Here is a 20,823-nt window from a genome sequence, read left to right as displayed (position 1 = left end):
CCGGCGAGGTCGCCGGAGCGCGGTCAGGCGGCGGCGAAGAACGCGCCGGCGGCCCGGGTCAGGGCGTGGAGGTCGGCCGTTCCGGCGAGTTCGCGCGCGGAGTGCATCGACAGGATCGGGATGCCGACGTCGACCGTCCGGATGCCGAGTCGCGTCGCCGTGATCGGTCCGATCGTCGACCCGCACGGCACCGCGTTGTTCGAGACGAACTCCTGGCTCGTGACCCCGGCGGCCTCGCACCAGCCGTGCCAGGCGGCGGCGCCCGCGGCATCCGTCGCGTAGCGCTGGTTGGCGTTGATCTTCAGGATCGGACCGGATCCGAGCAGCGGCTGGACGACGGGGTCGTGCTTCTCGACGTAGTTCGGGTGCACCGAATGGCCCACGTCGCTCGACACGCACCACGATGCGGCGAGCGCACGCAGCTGCTCCTCGCGCTCCGCGCCGAGAGCGAGCTGGATGCGCTCCACGACGTCCTGCAGGAACGGGCCCGCGGCCCCCGAGCGGGTGGCCGAGCCGATCTCCTCGTGGTCGAACACGGCGAGCATCGAGATGTGACCGGCATCCGTGCCCGCCGCGGCAAGGGCGGTGACGCCGGCGTGGACGGATGCCAGGTCGTCGAGCCGCCCCGAGGCGAAGAACGCGTCGTCCTTCCCGAACACCGCCCCGCGCGCCGCGTCGGCGGTGACGAGGTCGTAGCCGCGGATGCGGGCGGCATCCACGTCGGCGGTGCCGGCGACCTCGGCGAGCAGATCGGCGGATGCCGCGTCGCCGAGGCCCCACACGGGCTGCGTGTGCCGCTGCCGGTCGAGGGTGAGCCGGTCGTTCGCCTCCCGATCGAGATGGATCGCGAGCTGCGGCAGGCGCAGCAGCGCGCCCGTGGCGGCGAGCACCCGGGTGCCGTCGTCGAGGACCAGCCGGCCCGCGAGGCGCAGCTCGCGGTCGAGCCAGGAGTTCAGCAAGGGTCCGCCGTAGACCTCGACGCCCGCCTGCAGCCAGCCGGCGCGCCCGGTCGTGGGTCGGGGCTTGAGGGCGAAGGCGGGAGAGTCGCTGTGCGCTCCGAAGATGTGGAAGGCCGTGTCCGCCCCCGCGCCCTCCGGCACGATCCAGGCGATGACCGCGCCGTCCCGGACGACGAGCTGGCGGGCGCCCGGCTCGGTGCGCCACGGCGCCGTCTCCTCCAATGGGGCGAAGCCCGCCGTCTGCAGCCGCCGGGCGACCTCCGCCGCGGCGTGGAAGCTCGACGGGGAGGCGGCGACGAAGTCGGCGAGGTCCTCGGCGTGAGCCAGGACGTCGGCACGGGCAGGGACGACGGCGGTCTGCGGCATCCGTCCAGGGTAGTTCGCCGGCTGCCCTCGGCGGGCGGCAGCGGCGAGCCGAGTCTGTCGCCTCCGGGGGAATGATCGCCGAATCGCCCGCGTTGCCGACGGCATGACAACCGTAGGCATCATCGGAGCAGGACACATCGGCAGCGCTCTCGCGGAAGGCCTCGCCGAGCGCGGCTACGACGTCGTGATCGCGAACTCGCGCGGACCCGAGACCCTCGCCGACCTCGTCGCGCGACTGGGGTCGCGGGTGCGGGCGGCGACAGCGGCAGAGGCGGCGGCGGCCGCCGACTGGGCGGTCGTGACGGTGCCCCTGCGGGCGCTCGGCGATGTTCCCGCCGAGCCCCTCGCCGGCAAGATCGTGCTCGACACGAACAACTACTACTGGGAGCGCGACGGGCGCATCCCCGCCCTCGACGAGGGCCGCACGACGACGACGCGTCTCGTGCAGGACCACCTGGCGGACTCCCGGGTCGTCAAGGCGTTCAACCACATCGTCGCCGCCGACATCCTCACCACCGGCTCCCCCGCCGGAACCTCCGGCCGCCGCGCGCTCGCGATCGCGAGCGACCACGCGGAGGCCGCGGCGTTCGCGACCGAGCTCTACGACGCCTTCGGCTTCGACACCGTCGACATCGGCAACGTCGATGAGAGCTGGCGCGTCGAGCGGGACCGGCCCGCGTACGTCATCCGCCAGGATGCGGACGAGCTCCGCCAGAACCTCGCCCGCGCGACGCGCTGAGCGCCGCCGCCGGCGTCGCTGCCGGAGCACGCGCTGACCGTCCCGCGCGCGGACTCCTCGCCGTGGTCAGGGTCGCCGGCGGCGACGTCCGCTCCCGCGGCGCGGCGCGATCACGAACGCGAGCGGGACGACGCTCACGATCATCAGGCTGATGGCGAGTCCCGGGACGGCGGGGAGAAGGAGCACGCCGCCCACGAGCAGCGCGGCGAACACGACGGCGGAGATCGTCCGGCGCACGAGCGCCTCGATCGCATCGAACCGGCGGTCGATCTCCGGCGTGGCGACCGAGAGGGATCCCCGATCGATCCGATCGGCGACCCCGTCGAGCTTCGGCGGGAGCCCCATCACCGTCCGGGCGTACCCGAACATGCCCTTCGCGACATCCGTCACCGCGTTGCGGCTCTCCTCCCGCAGGAGCTGCTGCGCGTAGGGGTCGATCGCCTCCCACACGTTGAAGGACGGGTCGAGCGCACTGCACACCCCCGAGGTGAGGGAGACGGCGCGGGTGATGAGGAGGAAGTTCTCCGGCAGCTGGACGGGCAGGCTCCGCATCGCCTCGCCGAAGTCGTCCGCGAACGTGCGGAACTCGCGCGGGTCGACGTTCTGCAGATCACCGAAGGCGATGCCTCCGAACCGGGCGAACAGCGCGGTGAGCGCACGCTCGAGCTCAGTCGTGTCGGCGCCGGGAAGGAGCACGCCGATGCGCTCGATGCCGTCGACGAGTCCCCGCCCGTCACGCGCGGCGACCGCGATGACGATCCGCCGCAGTCCGTCGCGGAGCCCCTCGGGCACCTGCCCCATCATGCCGAAATCGATGAAGGTGAGCGACCACGTGCGGCCGCTCCCGTCGGGGGCATGCGGAGTGACGAAGACGTTGCCCGGGTGCGGGTCCGCATGGAAGAACCCGGCGCCGAACAGCTGGTCGAACATCGCGCCGGCGAACGCCTGAGCGACCTCGGCCGGATCGATGCCCGCGGCTCGCAGAGCGTCGACGTCGCCCAGTTTGATCGCGGTGACATCCGAGAGGGTGAGCACGCGTCGCGTCGTCCGTTCCCAGACGACGGTGGGCGCGTCCACGCGGTCGCCCCTCGCGAAGGTCGCCGCGAAGCGCTCGGCGTTCACGCCCTCGTGCAGGTAGTCGATCTCCTCGAGGCTCGTCGTGGCGAACTCCTCGACGAGGGCGGGCGCGTCGACCCGGTCGGCGACGAACCCGATGCGACTCAGCCGTGCGCCGATCGTGCGGAGCGCGGCGAGGTCGGTCGCGACGATCCTGTCGATGCCCGGGCGCTGCACTTTGACCACGACATCGCGGAATCCCGCGATCTGCTCGTCCTCGTCCGAGAGCCGGGCGCGGTGCGCCTGGCCGAGGGAAGCCGCGGCGACGGGCGTCTCATCGAACCAGTCGTACGCCCGCCCGAGGGTCGTCCCGAGCTCCGCCTCGGCGAGCGCGCGGATCTCCGCGAACGCGACCGCCGGCACCTCGTCCTGCAACTGCTCGAGCTCGACCGTGATCTCGGGGGGCAGGACGTCGAGGCGCGCCGAGAGGAACTGGCCGACTTTGATCATGAGTCCGCCGAGTTCCACCGCCAGCACCCGGAACCGCGCCGCCATCCGCGTGAGGCGTCGGGTGCGCGACCGCTCCCCGAGGGAGCGCAGCCCCACGCGGGGCAGCACGATCTCGAACCACCAGGCCTGGATCATCACCCCCGTCGCGAAGCGGAGGATGCGGTTGTATCGGGCGCGCGAGCTGCGCGAAGAAGCGGGCGCGTGCGCGCCCGCTTCTTCGTCGGTCGCGTGCGCGGCCTGCGGCATCCGATCAGCCCTCAGCGAGGATCGCGTAGAGCTTGCGACGCGCCTCGTCGAGGATTGCAACCGCCTGATCGACCTGTTCGGGCGTGCCCGTCCGGCCGACCTGCATGGCCGCCTGGGCGAGCGTGGAGCCCGCCTTCGCGAGCGGAGCCATGCCCCCACCGAAGCCGTGCGCGCCGCTTCGGGCGGCTCCGGCCGGGCCCGACGGGGAGCCGGATGCCGCGCCTTCGCCGCCGTTGTCGCCCCCGCCGTGGCTCCAGGGAGCCGGCTTCTCGTCTGCCTCGGCGCGACCCGCCTCGGTCAGCGAGTAGGTCTTGCGACCACCGTCCTCCTCGACCTCGACCGCGCCCTCGTCGGTGAGGAGCTGCAGCGTCGGGTACACCGAGCCGGGGCTCGGCTTCCACGCACCGCCCGAGCGCTCCTCGATCTGCTGGATGAGCTGATAGCCGTGCATGGGGCGCTCGGCCAGGAGCGCCAGGATCGCCGCGCGGACGTCGCCACGGCCCATCCGCGAGCCGGCCTTCTGCTCGAACTTCTCGCCGAAGGCCTTCTCGAAGCGCTGCCCGAACTGGCCGAGGGCGTCGACGATGTCGCCCAGGCCCTGGCCGCCGAAGCCCTGACCGCCGAAGCCGCCCTTGCCGTCGCCGCCGCCGAAGCCGAAGCCCTGACCCCCGAAACCCGGGAAGCCGTTGCCGTATGAGTTGCTCATGGGAACCTCCATCACCTGTGAACGATACTCAACGATATATCGTTGGCGATCTCGACGATACCGTGAGTTCGCCGTGAAGAGGCCCTCCCCGAACGCCGGGCCCGCCACCTCAGGCAGGGCGGCCGTACTGCTCCAACCAGCGCAGCCACAGCTCGCTGATCGTCGGGTAGGCGGGCACCGCGTGCCACAGCCGCGTGAGGGGCACCTCCCCCACCACGGCGATCGTGGCCGCCTGGAGCATCTCCGCGACGTCGTCGCCGACGAGCGTGGCCCCGACGATGAGACCCCGGTCGACATCGACGACCGCCCGCGCGGTCCCGGCATAGCCGTCGGCGTGGGTCGCCGCCCCCGCGATCGCGGAGAGATCGACGTCGAGGACGCGCACCGTGATCCCCGCCTTCTCGGCGCCCGCCTGGGTGAGGCCGACCGCGGCGATCTGCGGCTCCGTGAACACGACCTGGGGCACGGCGCGGTGGTCGGCCGTCGCGACGTGCGCGCCCCAGGGCGCATCGTCGACCTCGCCGCCGCGGGCACGGACGGCGATCACGTCGCCCGCGGCCCGCGCCTGATACTTGCCCTGATGCGTCAGCAGCGCGCGGTGGTTCACATCGCCGACGGCGTAGAGCCAGTCGTGCCCGCGGACGCGCAGCGTGTCGTCGACCTCGAGCCATGACCCCGGCTCGAGGCCGATCGTCTCGAGGCCGAGGTCCTGTGTCCGCGGTACCCTCCCGGTCGCGACGAGGATCTCATCCGCGACGATCTCCTCCCGCACCTCCCGCTCGCCCGCTCCGAGTTCGACGTGCACGCCGAGGTCATCACGCGAGACGGATGCCGCTTCCACGCCCAAGCGGACCTCGACCCCCGCGCGACGGAGCCCGGCGAGGACGGCGTCCTGCGCGAACGGCTCCGTCTCTGCCAGGAGGCGGGAGCGGACGAGCAGTGTCACGGCCGTGCCGAAAGAGGCGAACGCCGTCGCCATCTCGCACGCGACCACCCCGCCCCCCAGGATCACGAGGCTCGCCGGCACGTCCTGCACGCTCGTCGCCTCGCGACTGGTCCAGGGGGATGCCTCGGCCAGCCCCGGCACGGGCGGCAGGAGCGCGGCGGAGCCCGTGCACACGGCGACGGCGACGCGCGCGCGCAGCACTTTCTCGCCGCCGTCCGGCAACGCGACACGCACCGTCCGCTCGCCCTCCAGGCGCCCGTGGCCGCGCACGAGGTCGATGCCCGCACCCGCGAGCCAGTCGACCTGCGAGGCATCCGACCACTCATGCACCATCCGATCGCGCGAGGCCAGCGTGGCCCCGACGTCGACGCCCCCGCGCACCGCGGGCGCCGCCCCGGGGACGGCCCGAGCCGCGCGGAGCGCCGAGGTCGGACGCAGCAGAGTCTTCGAGGGCATGCACGCCCAATAGGAGCACTCGCCCCCGACGAGCTCCGCCTCGACGATGACGGCCGAAAGACCGTCCTGCACCGCACGGTCGGCGACGTTCTCTCCGACGGGCCCTGCTCCGATCACGATGAGGTCGTACTCCTCGGCATCCATGCCCCCACCTCTACCCGACTGTGACGCCGCATGCCACCCCCTTCGGGAATGTCGGGAGTGTGTGGTTGTGTGGACCAAACCCGATCCGGAGGATGCATGGCCATCGAGTTCCGTTCCGTCACGAAGAGATTCCCCGACGGCACCGTCGCGGTGGACGATTTCAGCCTGGTGCTGCCCGCGCACAAGACGACGGTCTTCGTCGGATCGTCCGGCTGCGGCAAGACCACGCTCCTGCGCATGATCAACCGGCTCATCGAGCCGACCAGCGGCGACATCTTCATCGACGATGAGCCGATCCGGGGCCGCGACCCGGTGAAGCTCCGCCGCGGCATCGGCTACGTCCTGCAGAACGCGGGGCTGCTCCCCCACTTCAGCGTCGTCGACAACGTCGCGACCGTGCCCGTCCTGAACGGCGTCCCCAAGAAGCAGGCCCGCGCCCGCGCGCTCGAGCTCCTCGACGTCGTCGGCCTCGACCGCGCGCTCGCCGACCGGTACCCCCGTCAGCTCTCGGGCGGTCAGCAGCAGCGCGTCGGGGTCGCCCGAGGTCTGGCCGCCGACCCCAACATCCTCCTCATGGACGAGCCCTTCGGCGCGGTCGATCCGATCGTGCGCAAGGAGCTGCAGACCGAGACGCGCCGCCTCCAGCGCGATCTCGACAAGACGGTCGTGTTCGTGACGCACGACATCGAGGAGGCCTTCCTCCTGGGCGACCAGGTCGTCATCCTGCAGAAGGGCGCGCAGATCGCTCAGGTCGGCACCCCCGACGAGATCATCGAGAACCCGGCCAGCGATTTCGTGGCCGAGTTCATCGGCCTCGACCGCGGCGAGCGCGCCCTGCGCGCCAAGCGCACCGCCCGGGGCACCGTCCTCGTCGACGCCTCCGGGCGCACGCAGGGCGTGCTGGTGGATGACGCGCGACCGGCCGCGGGGAGCGCTCCGTGACCTGGGTCCTGGACAACCTCGACCTCATCTGGGGGCTCACGCTCGATCACCTGCGCCAGAGCGGGATCGCGATCATGCTCTCCTTCGTCATCGCCATCCCGCTCGGGCGTCTCGCCTGGCGGTTCTCGGCGCTGCGCGGCACGGTCCTGACGACGATCGGTCTGCTCTACACGATCCCCTCGCTCGGCCTGTTCGCGCTCCTGTGGTCGGTGTTCGGCATCCCCTATCTGTCGGAGACGAACCTCATCACCGCGCTCACGATCTACGGCGTCGCGATCATGACGCGTTCGGTCACGGACGGCCTCGATTCGGTCGACCCCGTCACGCGCGAGGCAGCCGTCGCCGTCGGCTACGGGCCGTGGCGGCGATTCTGGACGGTCGACCTCCCGCTGGCAGGCCCGGTCCTGCTCGCGGGCCTTCGCGTGACGGCGACCTCGACGATCGCCCTGGCCACCGTCGGCATCCTGATCGGGGTCGAGAACCTCGGATACCTCTTCACGAACGGCCTGCAGCGCCGCATCATCCCCGAGGTGCTCACCGGCGTCATCCTCGTCGTCGCGATCGCCCTGATCATCGACCTCCTGCTCGTCATCGCCGGGCGCATCCTGATGCCGTGGCTGCCGCGGCGCGAGAACGCCCGCGCCGACCGCCGCGCGCTGCAGCGCTTCGCCGCGGAGGGGGCCTCATGAACCTCTTCGCCGACGCGATCGCCTGGATCTTCTCCCCCGACCGCCTCACCGGCTCCCTGCCCCTCCCCGTCGCGATCGGGCAGCACCTCGCCTTCACCTTCGGAGCGGTCCTCATCGCCGCGATCATCGCCATTCCGGCCGGGTGGGCGATCGGACACACCGGACGAGGTCGCGAATTCGCGGTGGCACTGTCGGGAGCGGCGCGCGCGATCCCCACGCTCGGTCTCGTCGTCCTGCTGTACCTCCTCGTGGGCGTCGCCTTCAAGAGCCAGGCCGCGGTCTTCGCGTTCGTCATCCTCGCGATCCCGTCGATCCTGGCCGGGGCCTATGCCGGGTTCGAAGCGATCGACCGCTCGGTGATCTCTGCGGCGCGCGCCGTCGGGATGACGCCCTGGCAGGTGCTGTGGAAGGTCGAGGTCCCCCTGGGCCTTCCTCTCCTCATCGGCGGCATCCGCGCGGCGACGCTCCAGGTGGTCGCCACGGTCACGATCGCCACGTACGTCGGCCTCGGCGGGCTGGGGTTCTACATCCTCCAGGGCATCCAGGTCCGCGACACGGCGCAGATCCTCGGCGCCTCGATCCTCGTCGTGGCCCTCGCCCTCGCCCTCGACGGGCTGTTCGCCCTGCTGCAGCGGGTCATCGTGCCGCGCGGCGTACGCGCGCCCGCCTCCGTCCGGCGTCCCCGGTCGGCGCAGACCGCTCCGGCCCCCTCCTGACCCGCACCACACAGCATCCATAGAAAGGCACGACTCATGTCACGCTTCACCTCGCGCCTCGCCCTGGCGGCGAGCGCACTCACGATCACGGCCCTCGCGCTCACCGCGTGCGGTTCGAGCGGTTCGCTCGACGAGCCCGCCAGCAGCGGTTCTGCGGCGGGCGGATCCTCCGACACGATCACGGTCGGTTCGCAGGCCTACTACTCGAACGAGATCATCGCCGAGATCTACGCCCAGGCGCTCGAGGGCGCCGGCTTCACCGTCGAGAAGAAGTTCAACATCGGCCAGCGCGACGCGATCATCCCGTCGCTGCAGGACGGCACCGTGCAGATCACCCCCGAATACACGGGCAACCTGCTGCAGTACTTCGACAAGACGACGACGGCCACCACGACCGACGACGTGTACGCGGCGCTCGAGAAGGCACTGCCCGAGGGCTTGTCGGTCCTCGACCAGTCGCCGGCGACCGACCAGGATTCCTACAACGTCACGGCCGCCTTCGCCAAGGAGCACAATCTGAAGAGCATCGCCGACCTCGCGGGGATCACCCCCCTCGTCCTCGGCGGGGCCCCCGAGCTCGAACAGCGCCCCTACGGCCCCAGCGGCCTGAAGGACAAGTACGGCGTCGACGTCACGTTCTCCGCGACGGCCGACACGACCGTGGACGAGCTCGTCGCGGGCAACGTCCAGCTCGCCGACGTGTACAGCGCCGACCCGAGCATCAAGACGAAGGACCTCGTCACGCTGGAAGACCCGAAGGGGCTGTTCCTGGCATCCCACGTCGTGCCGCTGGTGTCCTCGTCGTTCCCCGAGGACGCGGCCGCGGTGATCAACAAGGTCAGCGCCGCACTGACCCCCGACGGCCTCATCGCGCTGAACGTCGCGTCCAAGGTCGACCAGAAGTCGCCCGGGGACCTCGCGAAGTCCTGGCTCGCCGACAACGGCATCCAGTAATCCGACACGCACAGGCCCCGGCATCCCTCGCGGATGCCGGGGCCTGTCGCGTTGCGCGGCGGTTCCCCCGCGGGGCGCCCGACCGCCCCCTCCTTCGCCGCCCGCCCCGTCTCCCCCGCCTCCACGGCCTCCCCCGCCTCTCCTGCCGAGTGTCCAAAACACGCGGAGCCACACCCAGGGCGCACCGCGTGTTCTGGACACTCGGCGGGCGACGGCGACGACCGCGGCGGCGGGCACCGCGGGAGCGGGGAGGTCAGAAGGCGCGGAGGTCGGCGTGCAGGCCCTGCCCGGTGTACTCGCGGCGCAGGATGCCGCGTCGCCGGAGGATCGGGACGAGTTCGTCGAGCGTGCGGTGAACGGTGACCGGGTGCAGGTCGCCCCAGAGGAGCACCCCGTCGTTGCCCCACTCGCCGAGTTCCTCGACGAGGTCGGCGAACTCCTCCGCCGTGCCGACGAAGCCGCTGCGATCCGCGATGCGCCCGAGCCGCGCGAGCGCCGTGAGGTGGGCGCGGAGCGGAGTCGTGGCGACGTCGCGATCACCGGTGAGACGCCGGAGCGATCCCTGCGAGACGTGCTCGGCGAACAGGGCCGCCGGCAGCGGTGCGTCGAGGTCGAGGGTCGTGAGGTCGGTCTCGAGGTCGCTGGACTGTTTCTGCGCGATCTGGCGGAGCACGTCGTCCGCGGGATGCGCGGAGGCCGCGACGAGCCGGTCCGCCTCCTCAGCCGAGGACACGATCACCGGCTGGATGGCGAACATGATGCGGATGTCGCCCGGCGCGCGGCCGCGCTCGACGGCAGCGGCGTGGATGCGCGCGCGGTACTCGCGCACGCTCTTCTCGGTCAGCGGGGCGAGCGCGAGCTGGATGTCGGAGTTCGCGCCGGCGAACGCGAGCCCGCGCCCCGACCCGCCCGGCGATGCGATGACGGGCTGGCCGCGGTCGAGCGGGATCGCATTGAGCGGCCCGTCGAAGGCGAAATGCTCCCCCCTGTGGCGGACGGCCTCGAGGCGCGAGCCGTCGGCGTAGACGCCGGAGGCCGCGTCGCGGACGAGTGCGCCCTCTCCCCACGAGCGCCACAGGTCGCGCACCCCCGCGAGCCACTCCTCGGCGCGGTCGTAGGCGGCGTCGTGGCCGAGGGGCGGCGCATCTCCGAAGTGCCGCGCGCTCCCCGTGTCCGTCACGACGTTGAGCCCGAGTCGACCGGCGCTCAGATGCTGGAGGGTCGAGAACTGGCGCGCCGCCGTGTACGGCAGGTATGCCGCGGGGTTCACCGTCGGGATCACCCCGAGGTGGCGCGTCGCCTGGAAGAGGTACGGCGCGAGGAGCAGCGGGTCGTGCTTCGGGCCGCCGAACGCGTGCCGGACGCGCAGGTCGATCGTCTCGGGCGACCCGAGGGAGGGCGCGTCCTCGATGAGCACGAAATCGAAGCCGGCCTGCTCGAGTTCGCGCGCCGACTGCTGGTAGAGCTCGGGCCGGGTCCAGTCGTAGTCCCAGTCCAGATACGGATGACCCCATCCGTGCGGGCCGAACCCGCGCGCGAGGAACCAGCCGAAGTGCTGCGGCCGGCTCACGCCACGATCACCAGCTCGTCGCCCGCGCCCACTCGGGCTCCGACCGCTGCCGCGGCCCCGTCGAGATCGGCGATGAGATCCGCGGCATCCTCGATGCCGATCGAGACGCGCAGCGTTCCCGGCGCGACGCCGAGCGCGGCGCGCTCCTGCTCCGTGAGAAGTGCGTGCGACGTGGAGGCGGGGTGCAGGATCAGCGAGCGCACGTCGCCGAGGTGGGTCATGTGCGTGAACACCCCGAGTGCCTCGACGAACCGGCGCGCGGCCTGCGCGCCGCCGTGGAGGGTGAAGGTGAACACGGAGCCGAACCCGTCAGGCAGATCCCTCAGGGCGAGCGCGTGGTCGGGGTGCGAGTCGAGGCCGACGTAGTCGACCGACGCGACCTCGGGCCGGGTCTTCAGCCACTGCGCGACGGCCAGCGCGTTCGCGCTCTGCCGCTCGACGCGCAGACTCAGGGTCTCGATGCCCTGTGCGATGAGGAAGGCGTTGAGCGGCGAGGGCGTCGGCCCGAACCGCAGCGCGACGCTCTCGCGCGCGTAGGCGATGCGGGCATCGCCCCCCGCGCGCTCGGCGATGCTCGGCGCGGGAGCCCCGCCCGGCCCGCGCCCGGGCGCGACGAGGTGCGGGAAGAGGGCTCCCGACCGCGCGGCGTCGAAGCGGCCGCTGTCCACGATGGCGCCGCCGAGCACGCTCCCGTGGCCCGCGAGGAACTTGCTCGCGGAGTGCACGACGATGTCCGCGCCGAGCTCGATGGGGCGGAGCAGGTAGGGCGTGGCGAACGTGTTGTCGATGACGAGCGGGATGCCGTGACGCCGGGCGACCGCAGCGACTGCGGGGATGTCGAGGAGCCGGTTGGTCGCATTGGAGATCGACTCGGCGAACAGCGCGCGGGTCTCGGGACGGATCGCTTCCTCCCAGGCATCCACGTCGTCGATCGCGTCGACGAACGTCGCCTGCACGCCGAGGCGCGCGATGTTGTCGCGGAGCAGGCCCCGGGTCCCCTCGTAGATGTGCGTGGACGAGACGATGTGCCCGCCCGCTTCGACGAGGGCGAGGAGGGCGACGGTCGTGGCGGCTTGGCCGCTGGCGAGGAGGAGGGCCTGGGAGCCTCCCTCGAGGGCGGCGAGGGTGTGTTCGGCCGCCTCGATCGTGGGGTTTCCGACGCGCGTGTAGGCGAACCCTTCGCCGCGCCCGAAGGGCGCGGCCGCGTCGTCGTAGTCGTCGAACTCGAAGCCCGCGGTGAGGTAGATCGGCGTCGCGCGCGCCGTCGGAGTGGCGCCGGGTGCGCGCTCGTGCACCTGTCGTGTCGTGAATCCTCGCCGGCCCACCGTCGGTCCCTTCCCGCTCGCGCCCGAGCGGGCGAGCGTGCGCCCCATCGTCGCGCCCGACCGCGCCGCCGACCCAATCCCATGTCGCCGTGTGACACGGGACGGCGGCGGCTACGGTGATCACGTGAGCACCACACCGCGTTGCCCGTCGTGTCGCCGCTTCGTCACCCTCGACACGCTCGCCTGCCCCGACTGCGGCACCGAGATGGGCCTGCAGGTCATCTCTCGCGCGTTCATCGCGCTGCGCGGCGACCGCGCGAGCGACGACGGGACGACCTGGTACACGTGCTCCGAGCGGGAGTGGGGGTGCAACTGGCTCGTCCGCGACGATGCCCCCGCCGGCCGCTGCATCTCGTGCCGCCTCACGCGCACCCGTCCGGCGTCGGACGACACGATCGCGCTCGAGAAGCTCGCGAAGGTCGAGGAGGCCAAGCGGCGCCTCATGCTCCAGATCGGCGACCTCGGCCTGCCCCTCCGGCCGTGGTACGCGACAGACGGCGGTCTCGGGTTCGACCTCCTCTCCAGCCGCTCCGACGGGCGGAAGGTCCTCATCGGACACGCGAACGGCATCATCACGATCGACCTCGCGGAGAGCCTCGATGACGTCCGGGAGGCGCTCCGAGTCCGCCTCGGCGAGCCCTACCGCACGATCCTCGGTCACCTGCGCCACGAGATCGGGCACTACTACCAGAACGTGCTCATCACCGACGACGACACCTGGGCGCGGTGCCGCGACCTCTTCGGCGACGAGCGGGAGAGCTACCGCGACGCGCTGGCGCGCCACTACAAGACCGGCGCGCCGGACGGCTGGCAGAAGTCGTTCATCTCCGAGTACGCGACGATGCACCCGTGGGAGGACTTCGCCGAGAGCTTCGCGCACTATCTGCACATCGTGGGAACGCTCCAGACCGCGGCGGCCATCGGCATGCGGTTGGATGCGGGCGCCTCGACCCTCCGCGATACGGACGTCGTGCCGCGGGGCACCTACCACGATGAGCCGATCGGGCGGGTCCTGGCGGACTGGGCGGCGATGTCGCAGGGCTTCAACCGGGTCAACCGGTCGATGGGCCTCGGCGACCTCTATCCGTTCACGATCACGACGCCGGTGCAGCGCAAGCTCGGCTTCGTCCACGAGCTCATCACCCGCGCCCCGCTCACCAGCGACGAACAGGTGGCTCTCGCCCTCGCCCCGCGCGACCCGGAGCGCGCCTGACTCACCGCTCGCCGGCGACCACGAGCGGGACGCCGAGCCACTCCGCGAGATCACGGATCTCGGCATCCACCATCTCGCGCTCCTCGGGATCGAGTGGGTCGACGGCCTCGAGCGGGCCGAGCTCGTGCACGGCGGTGACGACGAGATTCTCCTTCTTCTTGTCCAGCTGGGCGTCGAGGAGTCCCACGAAGCGGTCGCCGACGAGGATCGGATGGGCGAAGTACCCGTAGACGCGCTGCGCCTTCGGCTTGAACTGCTCGAGGACGAAGTCGAAGCCGAACAGCTCCTTCAGCCGCGGCCGATCGAAGAGGAACCCGTCGTAGGGGTTGAGGATCGCCACTCGCCCGCCCGGGTCGTCCTCGAGACTCGCGAGCGCCTCCGGATCGACCCGCCACTTCCAGGCCGACCCCTCGACGGTTGCGGCCTCGCCCGCCATGCCGACGGGCGTCCAGGGGCTCTTCTGCCGGGCGATCCCGGCCGCCTGCAGTCGGAGGCCCTCGAGCTCGGCACCCGCCGCGTCGTACTCCCGTTCGGGGATGCCGCGGTACACACGCTCGCCGAGGTCCCAGACGCGCTGGCGCCCCTCCCGCCGCACGATGCCCACCTCGCCGAGAGAGGAGAGCAGCTCCAGCATGCGCGGCACCTGATTCGACCCGTACCAGCCGGACTCGTTCGTGTGCGCGACCTGGCTCGTGTCGGGGATCCCGGCGGCCGGGAGCGGCCCTTCGGCGCGGAGCCGGGCGAGCACGTCCGCGCGGAAGTGCTCGTTCGCCGCCATCCATTCGGCGGCTCGCGCCCGGAACACCCGACCGCGCATGCGGGCGACGAGGGCGGGCATGCGGGATGCCGCGTGGAAGTGCCCGTCGTACTCGAACAGCGCGCGGTCATCCTCGACGGCCTTGCGCAGCTGCCCGGCCTCGTACGCCCACCCGATGCGGCTCCAGGGGATGGTCTGCTCGGAGGGCGAGATCGTCGCGGTCGGATCGATCTTGATCGCGCCGATCTGCTCCGCGACCTCGACGATGTCGCCCGGTCGTGCGGCATCGAGCAGCTGAGCCCGGACGGCGAGGCGGCGCGCGTCGCCGCGACTGAGGGCGACGGCGCTCATCGGCGCGCCCCGTCCCAGCGTTCGAGCGCGCGCTGCGCGAAGAACGTCACCCACTTCGACGGCTCGCCGGGGTCCACGTCGTGGCGCACCCATGTCGCTCCGCCGAGGCGCGCGCCCTGGCGCCACCGACCGTCGGCGCCCCGCGCCGCGCGGAGACGCTCGACGGCCTCGCCGGCGCGCTCGTCGGGGGCGACGCCGTCGTGGACGGCGGCGTCGGTCACGTGGTCGACCGCCTTGAGCAGCGAGAACGGCGCGCGGTACGGCCACACGATGAGATCGGCCCATGGCCCGACCGGTTCGCCGGTGGACGCGCGATAGCGCAGACGACGCTCGAGAAGGTACTGCTCGCCGCTGTGCCGCGCTGCGCGCAGGCTCGCATCACCGGTCAGACGCTCGTAGGCGAGGATGCCGCGCGCGGCGTTGATGGTGGAGTGGAACGACGAGCGCTCCGACCCCTCCACCCACTCGCAGTTCCACCCGCCGTCGGCGAGCAGGTGCGCGGGGAACCATGCGGCGAGGTCCGAGACATCCGCCCCGAGCCACGCGCCGCTGGCGAGCGTCATCGCGTTGATGCACACGTCCACCTCGCCGTCCCAATAGGGCAGGTCGTCGTACTCCCAGCGCGCGTTCTCGCGGAGCTTCTCGGCCGTGCCCGCGAGTGCCCCGGCATCCAGCCCGCCCTCGCGCAGGGTGGTCAGGGTCCAGGTCGTCGCGGTGAAGGGCTGGTCATCCGGGGTGGGATGCTCTGTCATCGTGGCGGGGAAGAACGCCCCACCCGCCCACTGCCCGTCGGGATCCTGGTGGCTCAGCAGCGCGGCGCCCTCGCCGCGCTCCGCGATCTCGGCGCGTGTGGCGGCCCAGACCCGCTCCGGCTCGCCGGCCAGGTCGCGCTGCACCTGCCAGCGGAGCATCGGATCGGAATCCAGCAGCCACTCCAGGACGGCGTCGTCGGTCATGCGCTCGAGGCTACGCCCCGCCACCGACAGGCACCCCGACTCCGCCCGCCAGGGCGCGGATCGGCCCGTCAGGTCCCCGTCAGATCGCCGTGGGCGCGAGCGTGCTGTCGACGCCGCCGCGCTCGTCGAACACGAAGCACGCGCCACGGTAGTGGGCGCTCCCCTGCGCCGCGAACCAGGCCAGGATGCCGCCGTCCAGCTGCCGGGCGTCGATGCCCTCGGCGCGCAGGTGCAGCGCCGCCTTCTCGCAGCGGATGCCTCCGGTGCAGTAGCTCACGACGGTCTTCCCGGCGAGCTCGTCGCGGTGCGCTGCCGCCGCCGCCGGGAACTGCGTGAACCGGTCGATCCGCCAGTCCAGCGCACCCTCGAAGCCGCCCTCGTCGACCTCGAAGGCGTTGCGCGTGTCCAGGAGCACGACCTCGCGGCCGTCGTCGTCATGGCCCGCATCGAGCCAGCGCCGGAGGGTCGCCGGGTCCACCGCGGGCGCGCGACCCGCCTCGGGTCGGATCGTCGGGAGGTCCATGCGGATGATCTCGCGCTTGAGCTTCACGAGCATCTTCCGGAACGGGACGTCGTCGGACCAGCTCTCCGTCGCGGCGAGATCAGCGAGACGCGCATCGCGACGGAGCTCCGCGAGAAAGCCTCGAACGGCGTCGGGAGCGCCCGCGAGGAAGAGGTTGATCCCCTCCTCGGCGAGGATCACGGTGCCCACGATCCCCGCCGCGACGGCGCGCTCCCGGAGGAGGGGGCGCAGCTGCGCGGCATCCGCGAGCCGCGTGAACAGGTAGGCGGAGACGTTCAGGACCGGGCGCACCGAGCCAGCCTACGCGGCACCCGGGTCGGTCCCCCGCGAGCGCGGGCAGCGTCTGCACGGTCGCGCTCCATCGCGCGCCGTCGCCGTCCGTCGCGGTCAGTCGCGCGCGAGGATCTCGCCGTGGGGCAGGAGGATCCAGGCATCCTCGTCCGCCGCCCACTCCCGCCAGGCGGCGCTGATGCGCTCGAGGGCCGCACGGTCGGCGATCCCCTCGCGCTCCACCGTCTCGGCGAACGCGGACTGGAGCACGCGGTCCGCCCACATCCCACCCCACCACGCGCGCTCGGCGGGGCTCTCGTAGAGCCAGACGGATGCCGTCGAGCGCACATCGCGGAAGCCCGCCGCACGCGCCCAGGCCTTGAGCTCGCGCCCCGCCGCGGGCTCACCGCTCGTGGCCCGGTGGGCGGCGAGATAGACGCGGATCCACTCGTCGAGGCCGGGCAGGCGCGGCCACCAGATCACACCCTCGTAGTCGACGTCCCGCGCGGCGACGACGCCGCCGGGCGTGACGACACGGCGGAACTCCCGCAGCGCGTCGACGGGGCGCGCGAGGTGCTGCAGCACCTGGTGCGCGTGGACGACGTCCCAGGACGCGTCGGGGGTGTCGAGGGCGTAGGCGTCGTCGACGGCGTAGACGACGTTCGCCATCCCCGCCGCCGCGCGGTCGGCCTCGGCCTGCGCGACGACCGCTGCGGAGGCATCCACCCCTCGGACGACGCCCGGGGCGACGCGCGCCGCGAGGTCGAGCGTGATCGTCCCCGGTCCGGCACCCACGTCGAGGATCGAGACGCCGGGCGCGAGAGCCGGGAGGAGGTACGCGGCGGAGTTCTCCGCCGTGCGCCAGCGGTGCGAGCGCAGGACGCTCTCGTGGTGGCCGTGGGTGTACGCGTCGGGCATGAAGCCATCATCGCGCGTGCGTCAGAGCCCCCGCGACACGCTCGGGGATCGGCCGGTGGTCACATGTCCATCGGGGTCCACTCGGAGACCTCGTCGAGGTCGGCCACCTCCTGCGGGGTGAGGTCGGTCGTCGCCCCGGCGAGGAGGTCGGCGACCTGGTCGACCTTCGAGGCCGAGGCGATCGGGGCGGCGACCGTCGGCTTCGCGCGCAGCCAGGCGAGCGCTGCGGATGCCATCGACACCCCGTGCGCGTCACCGACGCGCTGAAGCACGTCGAGGATCTGCAGCCCCTGCGGCGTCGCGTAAGTCGCGGCACCCTCGGCACGGGGAGAGGTGTGCCCCGCGGCATCGGTCGACCGGTACTTTCCGGTGAGGAAGCCCTTCGCGAGAGCGAAGTACGGGACGAGCGAGAGCCCGAGCTCCTCGGCCGCCGGGACGATGTCGTCCTCGGTCTCGCGGTGGACGAGGTTGTAGTGCGGCTGGACGGCGACCGGCTCGGCGACGCCGAGCTCGCGGGCGATCCGCACCCATTCGCGGACGCGCTCCGCCGAGTAGTTCGACACGGCCGTGTACCGCACGAGCCCGTCGGAGACGAGCTGACCGAAGGCGGCGACCGTCTCCTCGAGGGGCGTCTCGGTGTCGTCGAAGTGCGCGTAGTAGAGGTCGATCGCCTCGACGCCGAGCCGCTCGAGGGAGGCTTCGGCCGCGCCGCGGACGTTGGCCGCGGAGAGTCCCTTGTGGGCCGGGTGCTGGCTGACCTTGGTGGCGACGGTGACGCCGTCCGGGCGCCGTCGTGCGAGCCATTCGCCGATGATGCGCTCGCTCTCGCCACCCTCGTGCCCGGGGACCCACGCGCTGTAGGAGTCGGCGGTGTCGATGAAGTCGCCGCCGCCCGCGTGGAAGGCATCGAGGATCTCGAAGGACGTGTCGCGGTCCGCCGTCCACCCGAACACGTTGCCGCCGAGGGCGAGCGGGAAGACGTCGATGTCGCTGGTTCCGATGCGGGTCATACTCCGATCCAAGCACGCCGAACCGCGCGGTATTCCTCCGCAGGTCGGGCGGGGCCGAGACGCGCAGTCGAGACGCGCGTACGCTGGACGGGTGCAGATCATGAGCGGCCCGTGCGGCCAGAGGGAGGTCGTCGGCGGTTTCCTCGCCGACGAGAGATGATCCCGATCCGGCGCCCCGTGCTCCCACGCGCGGCGCCGCTTCGACGAACCCTTCTCAGGATGCCGACGGCCACGCCCGGCACCCGCATCGATCCTCATGAAAGTCATCGCCATGCACGCCCTCACCGAGGCGCAGATCCGCGCCTCCCTCATCAACGTCACCCAGTCCGAGCGCAAGAACCTCACTCTCCCGTCGGATCTCGCCGACACCCCGTGGGACGCGCGCGACTTCTACGGGGCCCGTGATCGCAAGCTCGCCCTCGTCGGCTATGTCGTCGCCGAGCTCGACGGGGTCCCGACGGGGCTCCTCCTCCGGCAGGCCGAATCGAAGCCGCGCACGCGCGCCCAGTGCGCCTGGTGCGCCGACGTGCACCTCCCGAACGACGTGCTCCTGTTCACCGCGAAGCGGGTCGGGGATGCCGGCCGGCGCGGCGACACGGTCGGCACCCTCGCGTGCGATCGATTCCAGTGCAACGAGAACGCGCGGAAGCTCCCGCCGCTCGCCTACACCGGGTTCGACCGGGAGGCCGCGCGCGCGGGCCGCATCATCGCGATGCGCGAGAGCGTCGAGGGGTTCGTGCGCGCCGTCCGCGACGGCCTCTGAGCCGGGCGGTATCCATTCAGCGGAATAGACCCGCCCGGCGTACGGTTGGAGCCATCATGCAACGCTTCGGAACACTCTCGTTCGGACACTACGGCCCGCTCGGCGGGGGTCGCGAGCTCACCGCCGGAGACTCGCTGCACCAGGCGATCGACCTCGCCCAGGGCATGGATGAGCTCGGCGCGAACGGCATCTTCTTCCGCGTGCACCATTTCGCGCGGCAGCAGGCGTCGCCGATGCCTCTGCTGGCTGCGATCGCGGCGAAGACGCAGCGCATCGAGATGGGCACCGGCGTCATCGACATGCGCTACGAGAACCCGCTCTACCTCGCGGAGGAGGCGGCCGCCGTCGACCTCATCTCCGACGGACGCCTCGCGCTGGGCGTGAGCCGAGGGTCACCCGAGACGGTCGTCCGCGGGTACGAGAAGTTCGGCTACACCGCGGCGGACCCGCGCGGCGCCGATCTCGCGCGCGAGCACTTCGACCAGTTCTGGCGTGCGATCGGCGGCGAAGGGATCGCGGAGCGCGACCCGAACTCGCCGTTCGGCGGCGGCCCTGCCGGCTCGGGTGGCGGGCTCCAGCGCATCGAACCGCAGTCGCCCGGACTCCGAGACCGGATCTGGTGGGGGGCAGGCTCTCGCGACACCGCGGAGTGGGCAGGGCGCATGGGGCTGAACCTCATGTCCTCGACGCTCGTCACGGAGGCGGACGGACGCCCCTTCGACATCCTGCAGGCCGAGCAGATCGATCGCTTCCGCACCGCGTGGGCCGAGGCCGGACACCCCGGCACCCCGCGCGTCTCGGTGAGCCGCTCGGTCTTCCCGATCACGACCGCCGAGGACGAGCTCTACTTCGGACACAGCCAGGAGGGCGACGGCATCGGCTACATCGACGGCTTCCGCTCGACCTTCGGCAAGACGTACGCGGCATCGCCCGACGTGCTCGTCGAGCAGCTGCAGCAGGATGCCGCGGTCATGAACGCCGACACGCTCATGCTCACCATCCCCAGCCAGCTGGGCGTCGCCTTCAACCTGCACATCGTCGAGGAGTTCGCGACGCACGTCGCCCCCGCACTCGGATGGAAGCCGAACGCGCAAGGCCCCGTCGAGGGATACTCCCTCAACGAGACGGGGAGCGCCCTCTGAGCACGATCGTGCTTCGACAGGCGTCCTTCCCGGAAGACAGCGCTTCTGTCTCGTCGCTCCTTGACGACTACCTCCGGCAGACCGAGACCGAGAAAGCGGAGCACGGTCTTGTGCCACCCACCGATCCGCTGCCCGAACGGTATCGGCAAGAGGTGGCCCACCCCGCCGAGTCGTTGAACGGGCTGCGCGTGATCGTGGCAAATGCAGAGGGAGAGGACTGCGGGCTAGTCGTAGTCGGAGCTTCCGCTTCAGGAGCTTCGGAGATCAAGCGGTTCTGGACGACACCTGCGGCACGAGGTCGCGGTGTCGGATCAGCCCTGATCGGCGAGGCTCTCCGGGGCATCGACCGTCCCGTTCGGCTTTCAGTGTGGGAATGGCGAGAACCGGCGATCCAGCTGTATAAGAAGCTCGGATTCGTCTCGGCCGTGCCATGGGACGACCGCGAGGGACTCCTATGTCTTGAGCTCGCCTAATCCTCCCAAACCAGCTGGGCGTCGCCTTCAACCTGCACATCGTCGAGGAGTTCGCGACGCACGTCGCCCCCGCACTCGGATGGAAGCCGAACACGCAAGGCTAGCCCCCGTAGACTCCGCGTC

20 protein-coding genes and 1 pseudogene are annotated in these 20,823 nt (G+C 71.7%); 10 read left to right on the top strand and 11 right to left on the bottom strand.

What is annotated here, in order from left to right; genetic code table 11:
• Positions 1-23: 23 nt before the first annotated feature.
• On the bottom strand, positions 24-1,325 hold the full coding sequence (locus J0P97_RS14410; RefSeq protein ID WP_215488488.1) for a M18 family aminopeptidase: 1,302 nt from the start codon (positions 1,323-1,325) through the stop codon (positions 24-26).
• 103 nt (positions 1,326-1,428) lie between these two features.
• Between J0P97_RS14410 and J0P97_RS14405 the strand changes: the two genes are divergently transcribed.
• The gene (locus J0P97_RS14405; RefSeq protein ID WP_215488487.1) at positions 1,429-2,064 is read left to right on the top strand and encodes an NADPH-dependent F420 reductase; all 636 of its coding nucleotides are present in this window, start codon (positions 1,429-1,431) and stop codon (positions 2,062-2,064) included.
• 66 nt (positions 2,065-2,130) lie between these two features.
• Here J0P97_RS14405 and J0P97_RS14400 read toward each other — a convergent pair whose 3' ends face one another.
• From J0P97_RS14400 to J0P97_RS14390, 3 genes are all read right to left on the bottom strand, one after another.
• Positions 2,131-3,876, bottom strand: coding sequence for an ABC1 kinase family protein (locus J0P97_RS14400; RefSeq protein WP_215488486.1), 1,746 nt, complete (start codon positions 3,874-3,876; stop codon positions 2,131-2,133).
• Positions 3,877-3,880: 4 nt separating this feature from the next.
• Positions 3,881-4,582: a PadR family transcriptional regulator gene (locus J0P97_RS14395; RefSeq protein ID WP_215488485.1), complete on the bottom strand. Its 702-nt coding sequence runs from the start codon at positions 4,580-4,582 to the stop codon at positions 3,881-3,883.
• A 109-nt stretch (positions 4,583-4,691) separates the two neighbouring features.
• Complete coding sequence (locus J0P97_RS14390; protein WP_215488484.1) at positions 4,692-6,128, bottom strand: dihydrolipoyl dehydrogenase family protein; 1,437 nt, start codon at positions 6,126-6,128, stop codon at positions 4,692-4,694.
• Between the two features lie 96 nt (positions 6,129-6,224).
• On the opposite strand from J0P97_RS14390, the gene J0P97_RS14385 reads away from it, so the two are divergent.
• From J0P97_RS14385 to J0P97_RS14370, 4 genes are read left to right on the top strand one after another with little or no spacing between them, the layout of a single operon-like run.
• Positions 6,225-7,070 (top strand): ABC transporter ATP-binding protein, encoded by an 846-nt coding sequence (locus J0P97_RS14385; RefSeq protein ID WP_215488483.1) that lies wholly within the window; start codon positions 6,225-6,227, stop codon positions 7,068-7,070.
• Positions 7,067-7,759, top strand: a complete 693-nt coding sequence (locus J0P97_RS14380) for an ABC transporter permease (RefSeq protein WP_215488482.1) — start codon at positions 7,067-7,069, stop codon at positions 7,757-7,759. The genes J0P97_RS14385 and J0P97_RS14380 overlap by 4 nt, the downstream gene beginning before the upstream one ends.
• Complete coding sequence (locus J0P97_RS14375) at positions 7,756-8,475, top strand: ABC transporter permease (protein WP_215488481.1); 720 nt, start codon at positions 7,756-7,758, stop codon at positions 8,473-8,475. The genes J0P97_RS14380 and J0P97_RS14375 overlap by 4 nt, the downstream gene beginning before the upstream one ends.
• A 36-nt stretch (positions 8,476-8,511) precedes the next feature.
• The gene (locus tag J0P97_RS14370) at positions 8,512-9,429 is read left to right on the top strand and encodes an ABC transporter substrate-binding protein (protein ID WP_215488480.1); all 918 of its coding nucleotides are present in this window, start codon (positions 8,512-8,514) and stop codon (positions 9,427-9,429) included.
• A 253-nt stretch (positions 9,430-9,682) separates the two neighbouring features.
• Here J0P97_RS14370 and J0P97_RS14365 read toward each other — a convergent pair whose 3' ends face one another.
• On the bottom strand, positions 9,683-10,999 hold the full coding sequence (locus J0P97_RS14365) for an LLM class flavin-dependent oxidoreductase (RefSeq protein ID WP_215488479.1): 1,317 nt from the start codon (positions 10,997-10,999) through the stop codon (positions 9,683-9,685).
• Positions 10,996-12,324 (bottom strand): O-acetylhomoserine aminocarboxypropyltransferase/cysteine synthase family protein, encoded by a 1,329-nt coding sequence (locus tag J0P97_RS14360; protein ID WP_215488478.1) that lies wholly within the window; start codon positions 12,322-12,324, stop codon positions 10,996-10,998. Before J0P97_RS14360 ends, J0P97_RS14365 begins: the two co-directional genes overlap by 4 nt.
• 124 nt (positions 12,325-12,448) lie before the next feature.
• Here J0P97_RS14360 and J0P97_RS14355 point away from each other — a divergent pair, with 124 nt between their 5' ends.
• On the top strand, positions 12,449-13,537 hold the full coding sequence (locus J0P97_RS14355) for a zinc-binding metallopeptidase family protein (RefSeq protein ID WP_308163581.1): 1,089 nt from the start codon (positions 12,449-12,451) through the stop codon (positions 13,535-13,537).
• Between the two features lies 1 nt (position 13,538).
• Here the strand turns inward: J0P97_RS14355 and J0P97_RS14350 are convergent, their stop codons facing one another.
• The 5 genes from J0P97_RS14350 to J0P97_RS14330 form a co-directional block, all read right to left on the bottom strand.
• Complete coding sequence (locus J0P97_RS14350) at positions 13,539-14,645, bottom strand: DNA glycosylase AlkZ-like family protein (RefSeq protein ID WP_215488477.1); 1,107 nt, start codon at positions 14,643-14,645, stop codon at positions 13,539-13,541.
• Positions 14,642-15,601, bottom strand: a complete 960-nt coding sequence (locus J0P97_RS14345; RefSeq protein WP_215488476.1) for a squalene cyclase — start codon at positions 15,599-15,601, stop codon at positions 14,642-14,644. The genes J0P97_RS14350 and J0P97_RS14345 overlap by 4 nt, the downstream gene beginning before the upstream one ends.
• Positions 15,602-15,680: 79 nt before the next feature.
• The gene (locus J0P97_RS14340; RefSeq protein ID WP_215488475.1) at positions 15,681-16,415 is read right to left on the bottom strand and encodes a sulfurtransferase; all 735 of its coding nucleotides are present in this window, start codon (positions 16,413-16,415) and stop codon (positions 15,681-15,683) included.
• A 96-nt stretch (positions 16,416-16,511) separates the two neighbouring features.
• Positions 16,512-17,312, bottom strand: a complete 801-nt coding sequence (locus J0P97_RS14335) for a methyltransferase domain-containing protein (RefSeq protein ID WP_215488474.1) — start codon at positions 17,310-17,312, stop codon at positions 16,512-16,514.
• 59 nt (positions 17,313-17,371) lie between these two features.
• Positions 17,372-18,322: an aldo/keto reductase gene (locus J0P97_RS14330; RefSeq protein WP_215488473.1), complete on the bottom strand. Its 951-nt coding sequence runs from the start codon at positions 18,320-18,322 to the stop codon at positions 17,372-17,374.
• A gap of 271 nt (positions 18,323-18,593) precedes the next feature.
• On the opposite strand from J0P97_RS14330, the gene J0P97_RS14325 reads away from it, so the two are divergent.
• The 4 genes and pseudogenes from J0P97_RS14325 to J0P97_RS16030 form a co-directional block, all read left to right on the top strand.
• On the top strand, positions 18,594-19,085 hold the full coding sequence (locus tag J0P97_RS14325) for an FBP domain-containing protein (RefSeq protein ID WP_215488472.1): 492 nt from the start codon (positions 18,594-18,596) through the stop codon (positions 19,083-19,085).
• A 56-nt stretch (positions 19,086-19,141) separates the two neighbouring features.
• Entirely contained in the window at positions 19,142-20,227 is a 1,086-nt protein-coding gene (locus J0P97_RS14320; RefSeq protein ID WP_215488471.1) for an LLM class flavin-dependent oxidoreductase, read from the top strand.
• The gene (locus tag J0P97_RS16035; RefSeq protein WP_372449724.1) at positions 20,161-20,700 is read left to right on the top strand and encodes a GNAT family N-acetyltransferase; all 540 of its coding nucleotides are present in this window, start codon (positions 20,161-20,163) and stop codon (positions 20,698-20,700) included. Before J0P97_RS14320 ends, J0P97_RS16035 begins: the two co-directional genes overlap by 67 nt.
• Positions 20,697-20,804, top strand: a pseudogene (locus J0P97_RS16030) (LLM class flavin-dependent oxidoreductase); the annotation flags it as partial. The gene J0P97_RS16035 and the pseudogene J0P97_RS16030, both read left to right, overlap by 4 nt.
• Between the last annotated feature and the right edge of the window lie 19 nt (positions 20,805-20,823).

The organism is Microbacterium flavum, assembly GCF_018717645.1.
In the GTDB taxonomy this organism is placed as follows: domain Bacteria; phylum Actinomycetota; class Actinomycetes; order Actinomycetales; family Microbacteriaceae; genus Microbacterium; species Microbacterium flavum.
This window is presented reverse-complemented; position numbering and strand designations above follow the sequence as displayed.

Bases quoted from the DNA above. Each gene is read 5' to 3' on its own strand.
- J0P97_RS16035 (WP_372449724.1), top strand. From the start codon at position 20,161: ATGGAAGCCGAACGCGCAAGGCCCCGTCGAGGGATACTCCCTCAACGA.
- J0P97_RS14400 (WP_215488486.1), bottom strand. From the start codon at position 3,876: ATGCCGCAGGCCGCGCACGCGACCGACGAAGAAGCGGGCGCGCACGCG.
- J0P97_RS14370 (WP_215488480.1), top strand. From the start codon at position 8,512: ATGTCACGCTTCACCTCGCGCCTCGCCCTGGCGGCGAGCGCACTCACG.
- J0P97_RS14395 (WP_215488485.1), bottom strand. From the start codon at position 4,582: ATGAGCAACTCATACGGCAACGGCTTCCCGGGTTTCGGGGGTCAGGGC.
- J0P97_RS14405 (WP_215488487.1), top strand. From the start codon at position 1,429: ATGACAACCGTAGGCATCATCGGAGCAGGACACATCGGCAGCGCTCTC.
- J0P97_RS14345 (WP_215488476.1), bottom strand. From the start codon at position 15,601: ATGACCGACGACGCCGTCCTGGAGTGGCTGCTGGATTCCGATCCGATG.
- J0P97_RS14375 (WP_215488481.1), top strand. From the start codon at position 7,756: ATGAACCTCTTCGCCGACGCGATCGCCTGGATCTTCTCCCCCGACCGC.
- J0P97_RS14320 (WP_215488471.1), top strand. From the start codon at position 19,142: ATGCAACGCTTCGGAACACTCTCGTTCGGACACTACGGCCCGCTCGGC.
- J0P97_RS14385 (WP_215488483.1), top strand. From the start codon at position 6,225: ATGGCCATCGAGTTCCGTTCCGTCACGAAGAGATTCCCCGACGGCACC.
- J0P97_RS14335 (WP_215488474.1), bottom strand. From the start codon at position 17,312: ATGCCCGACGCGTACACCCACGGCCACCACGAGAGCGTCCTGCGCTCG.
- J0P97_RS14325 (WP_215488472.1), top strand. From the start codon at position 18,594: ATGCACGCCCTCACCGAGGCGCAGATCCGCGCCTCCCTCATCAACGTC.
- J0P97_RS14330 (WP_215488473.1), bottom strand. From the start codon at position 18,322: ATGACCCGCATCGGAACCAGCGACATCGACGTCTTCCCGCTCGCCCTC.
- J0P97_RS14410 (WP_215488488.1), bottom strand. From the start codon at position 1,325: ATGCCGCAGACCGCCGTCGTCCCTGCCCGTGCCGACGTCCTGGCTCAC.
- J0P97_RS14350 (WP_215488477.1), bottom strand. From the start codon at position 14,645: ATGAGCGCCGTCGCCCTCAGTCGCGGCGACGCGCGCCGCCTCGCCGTC.
- J0P97_RS14390 (WP_215488484.1), bottom strand. From the start codon at position 6,128: ATGGATGCCGAGGAGTACGACCTCATCGTGATCGGAGCAGGGCCCGTC.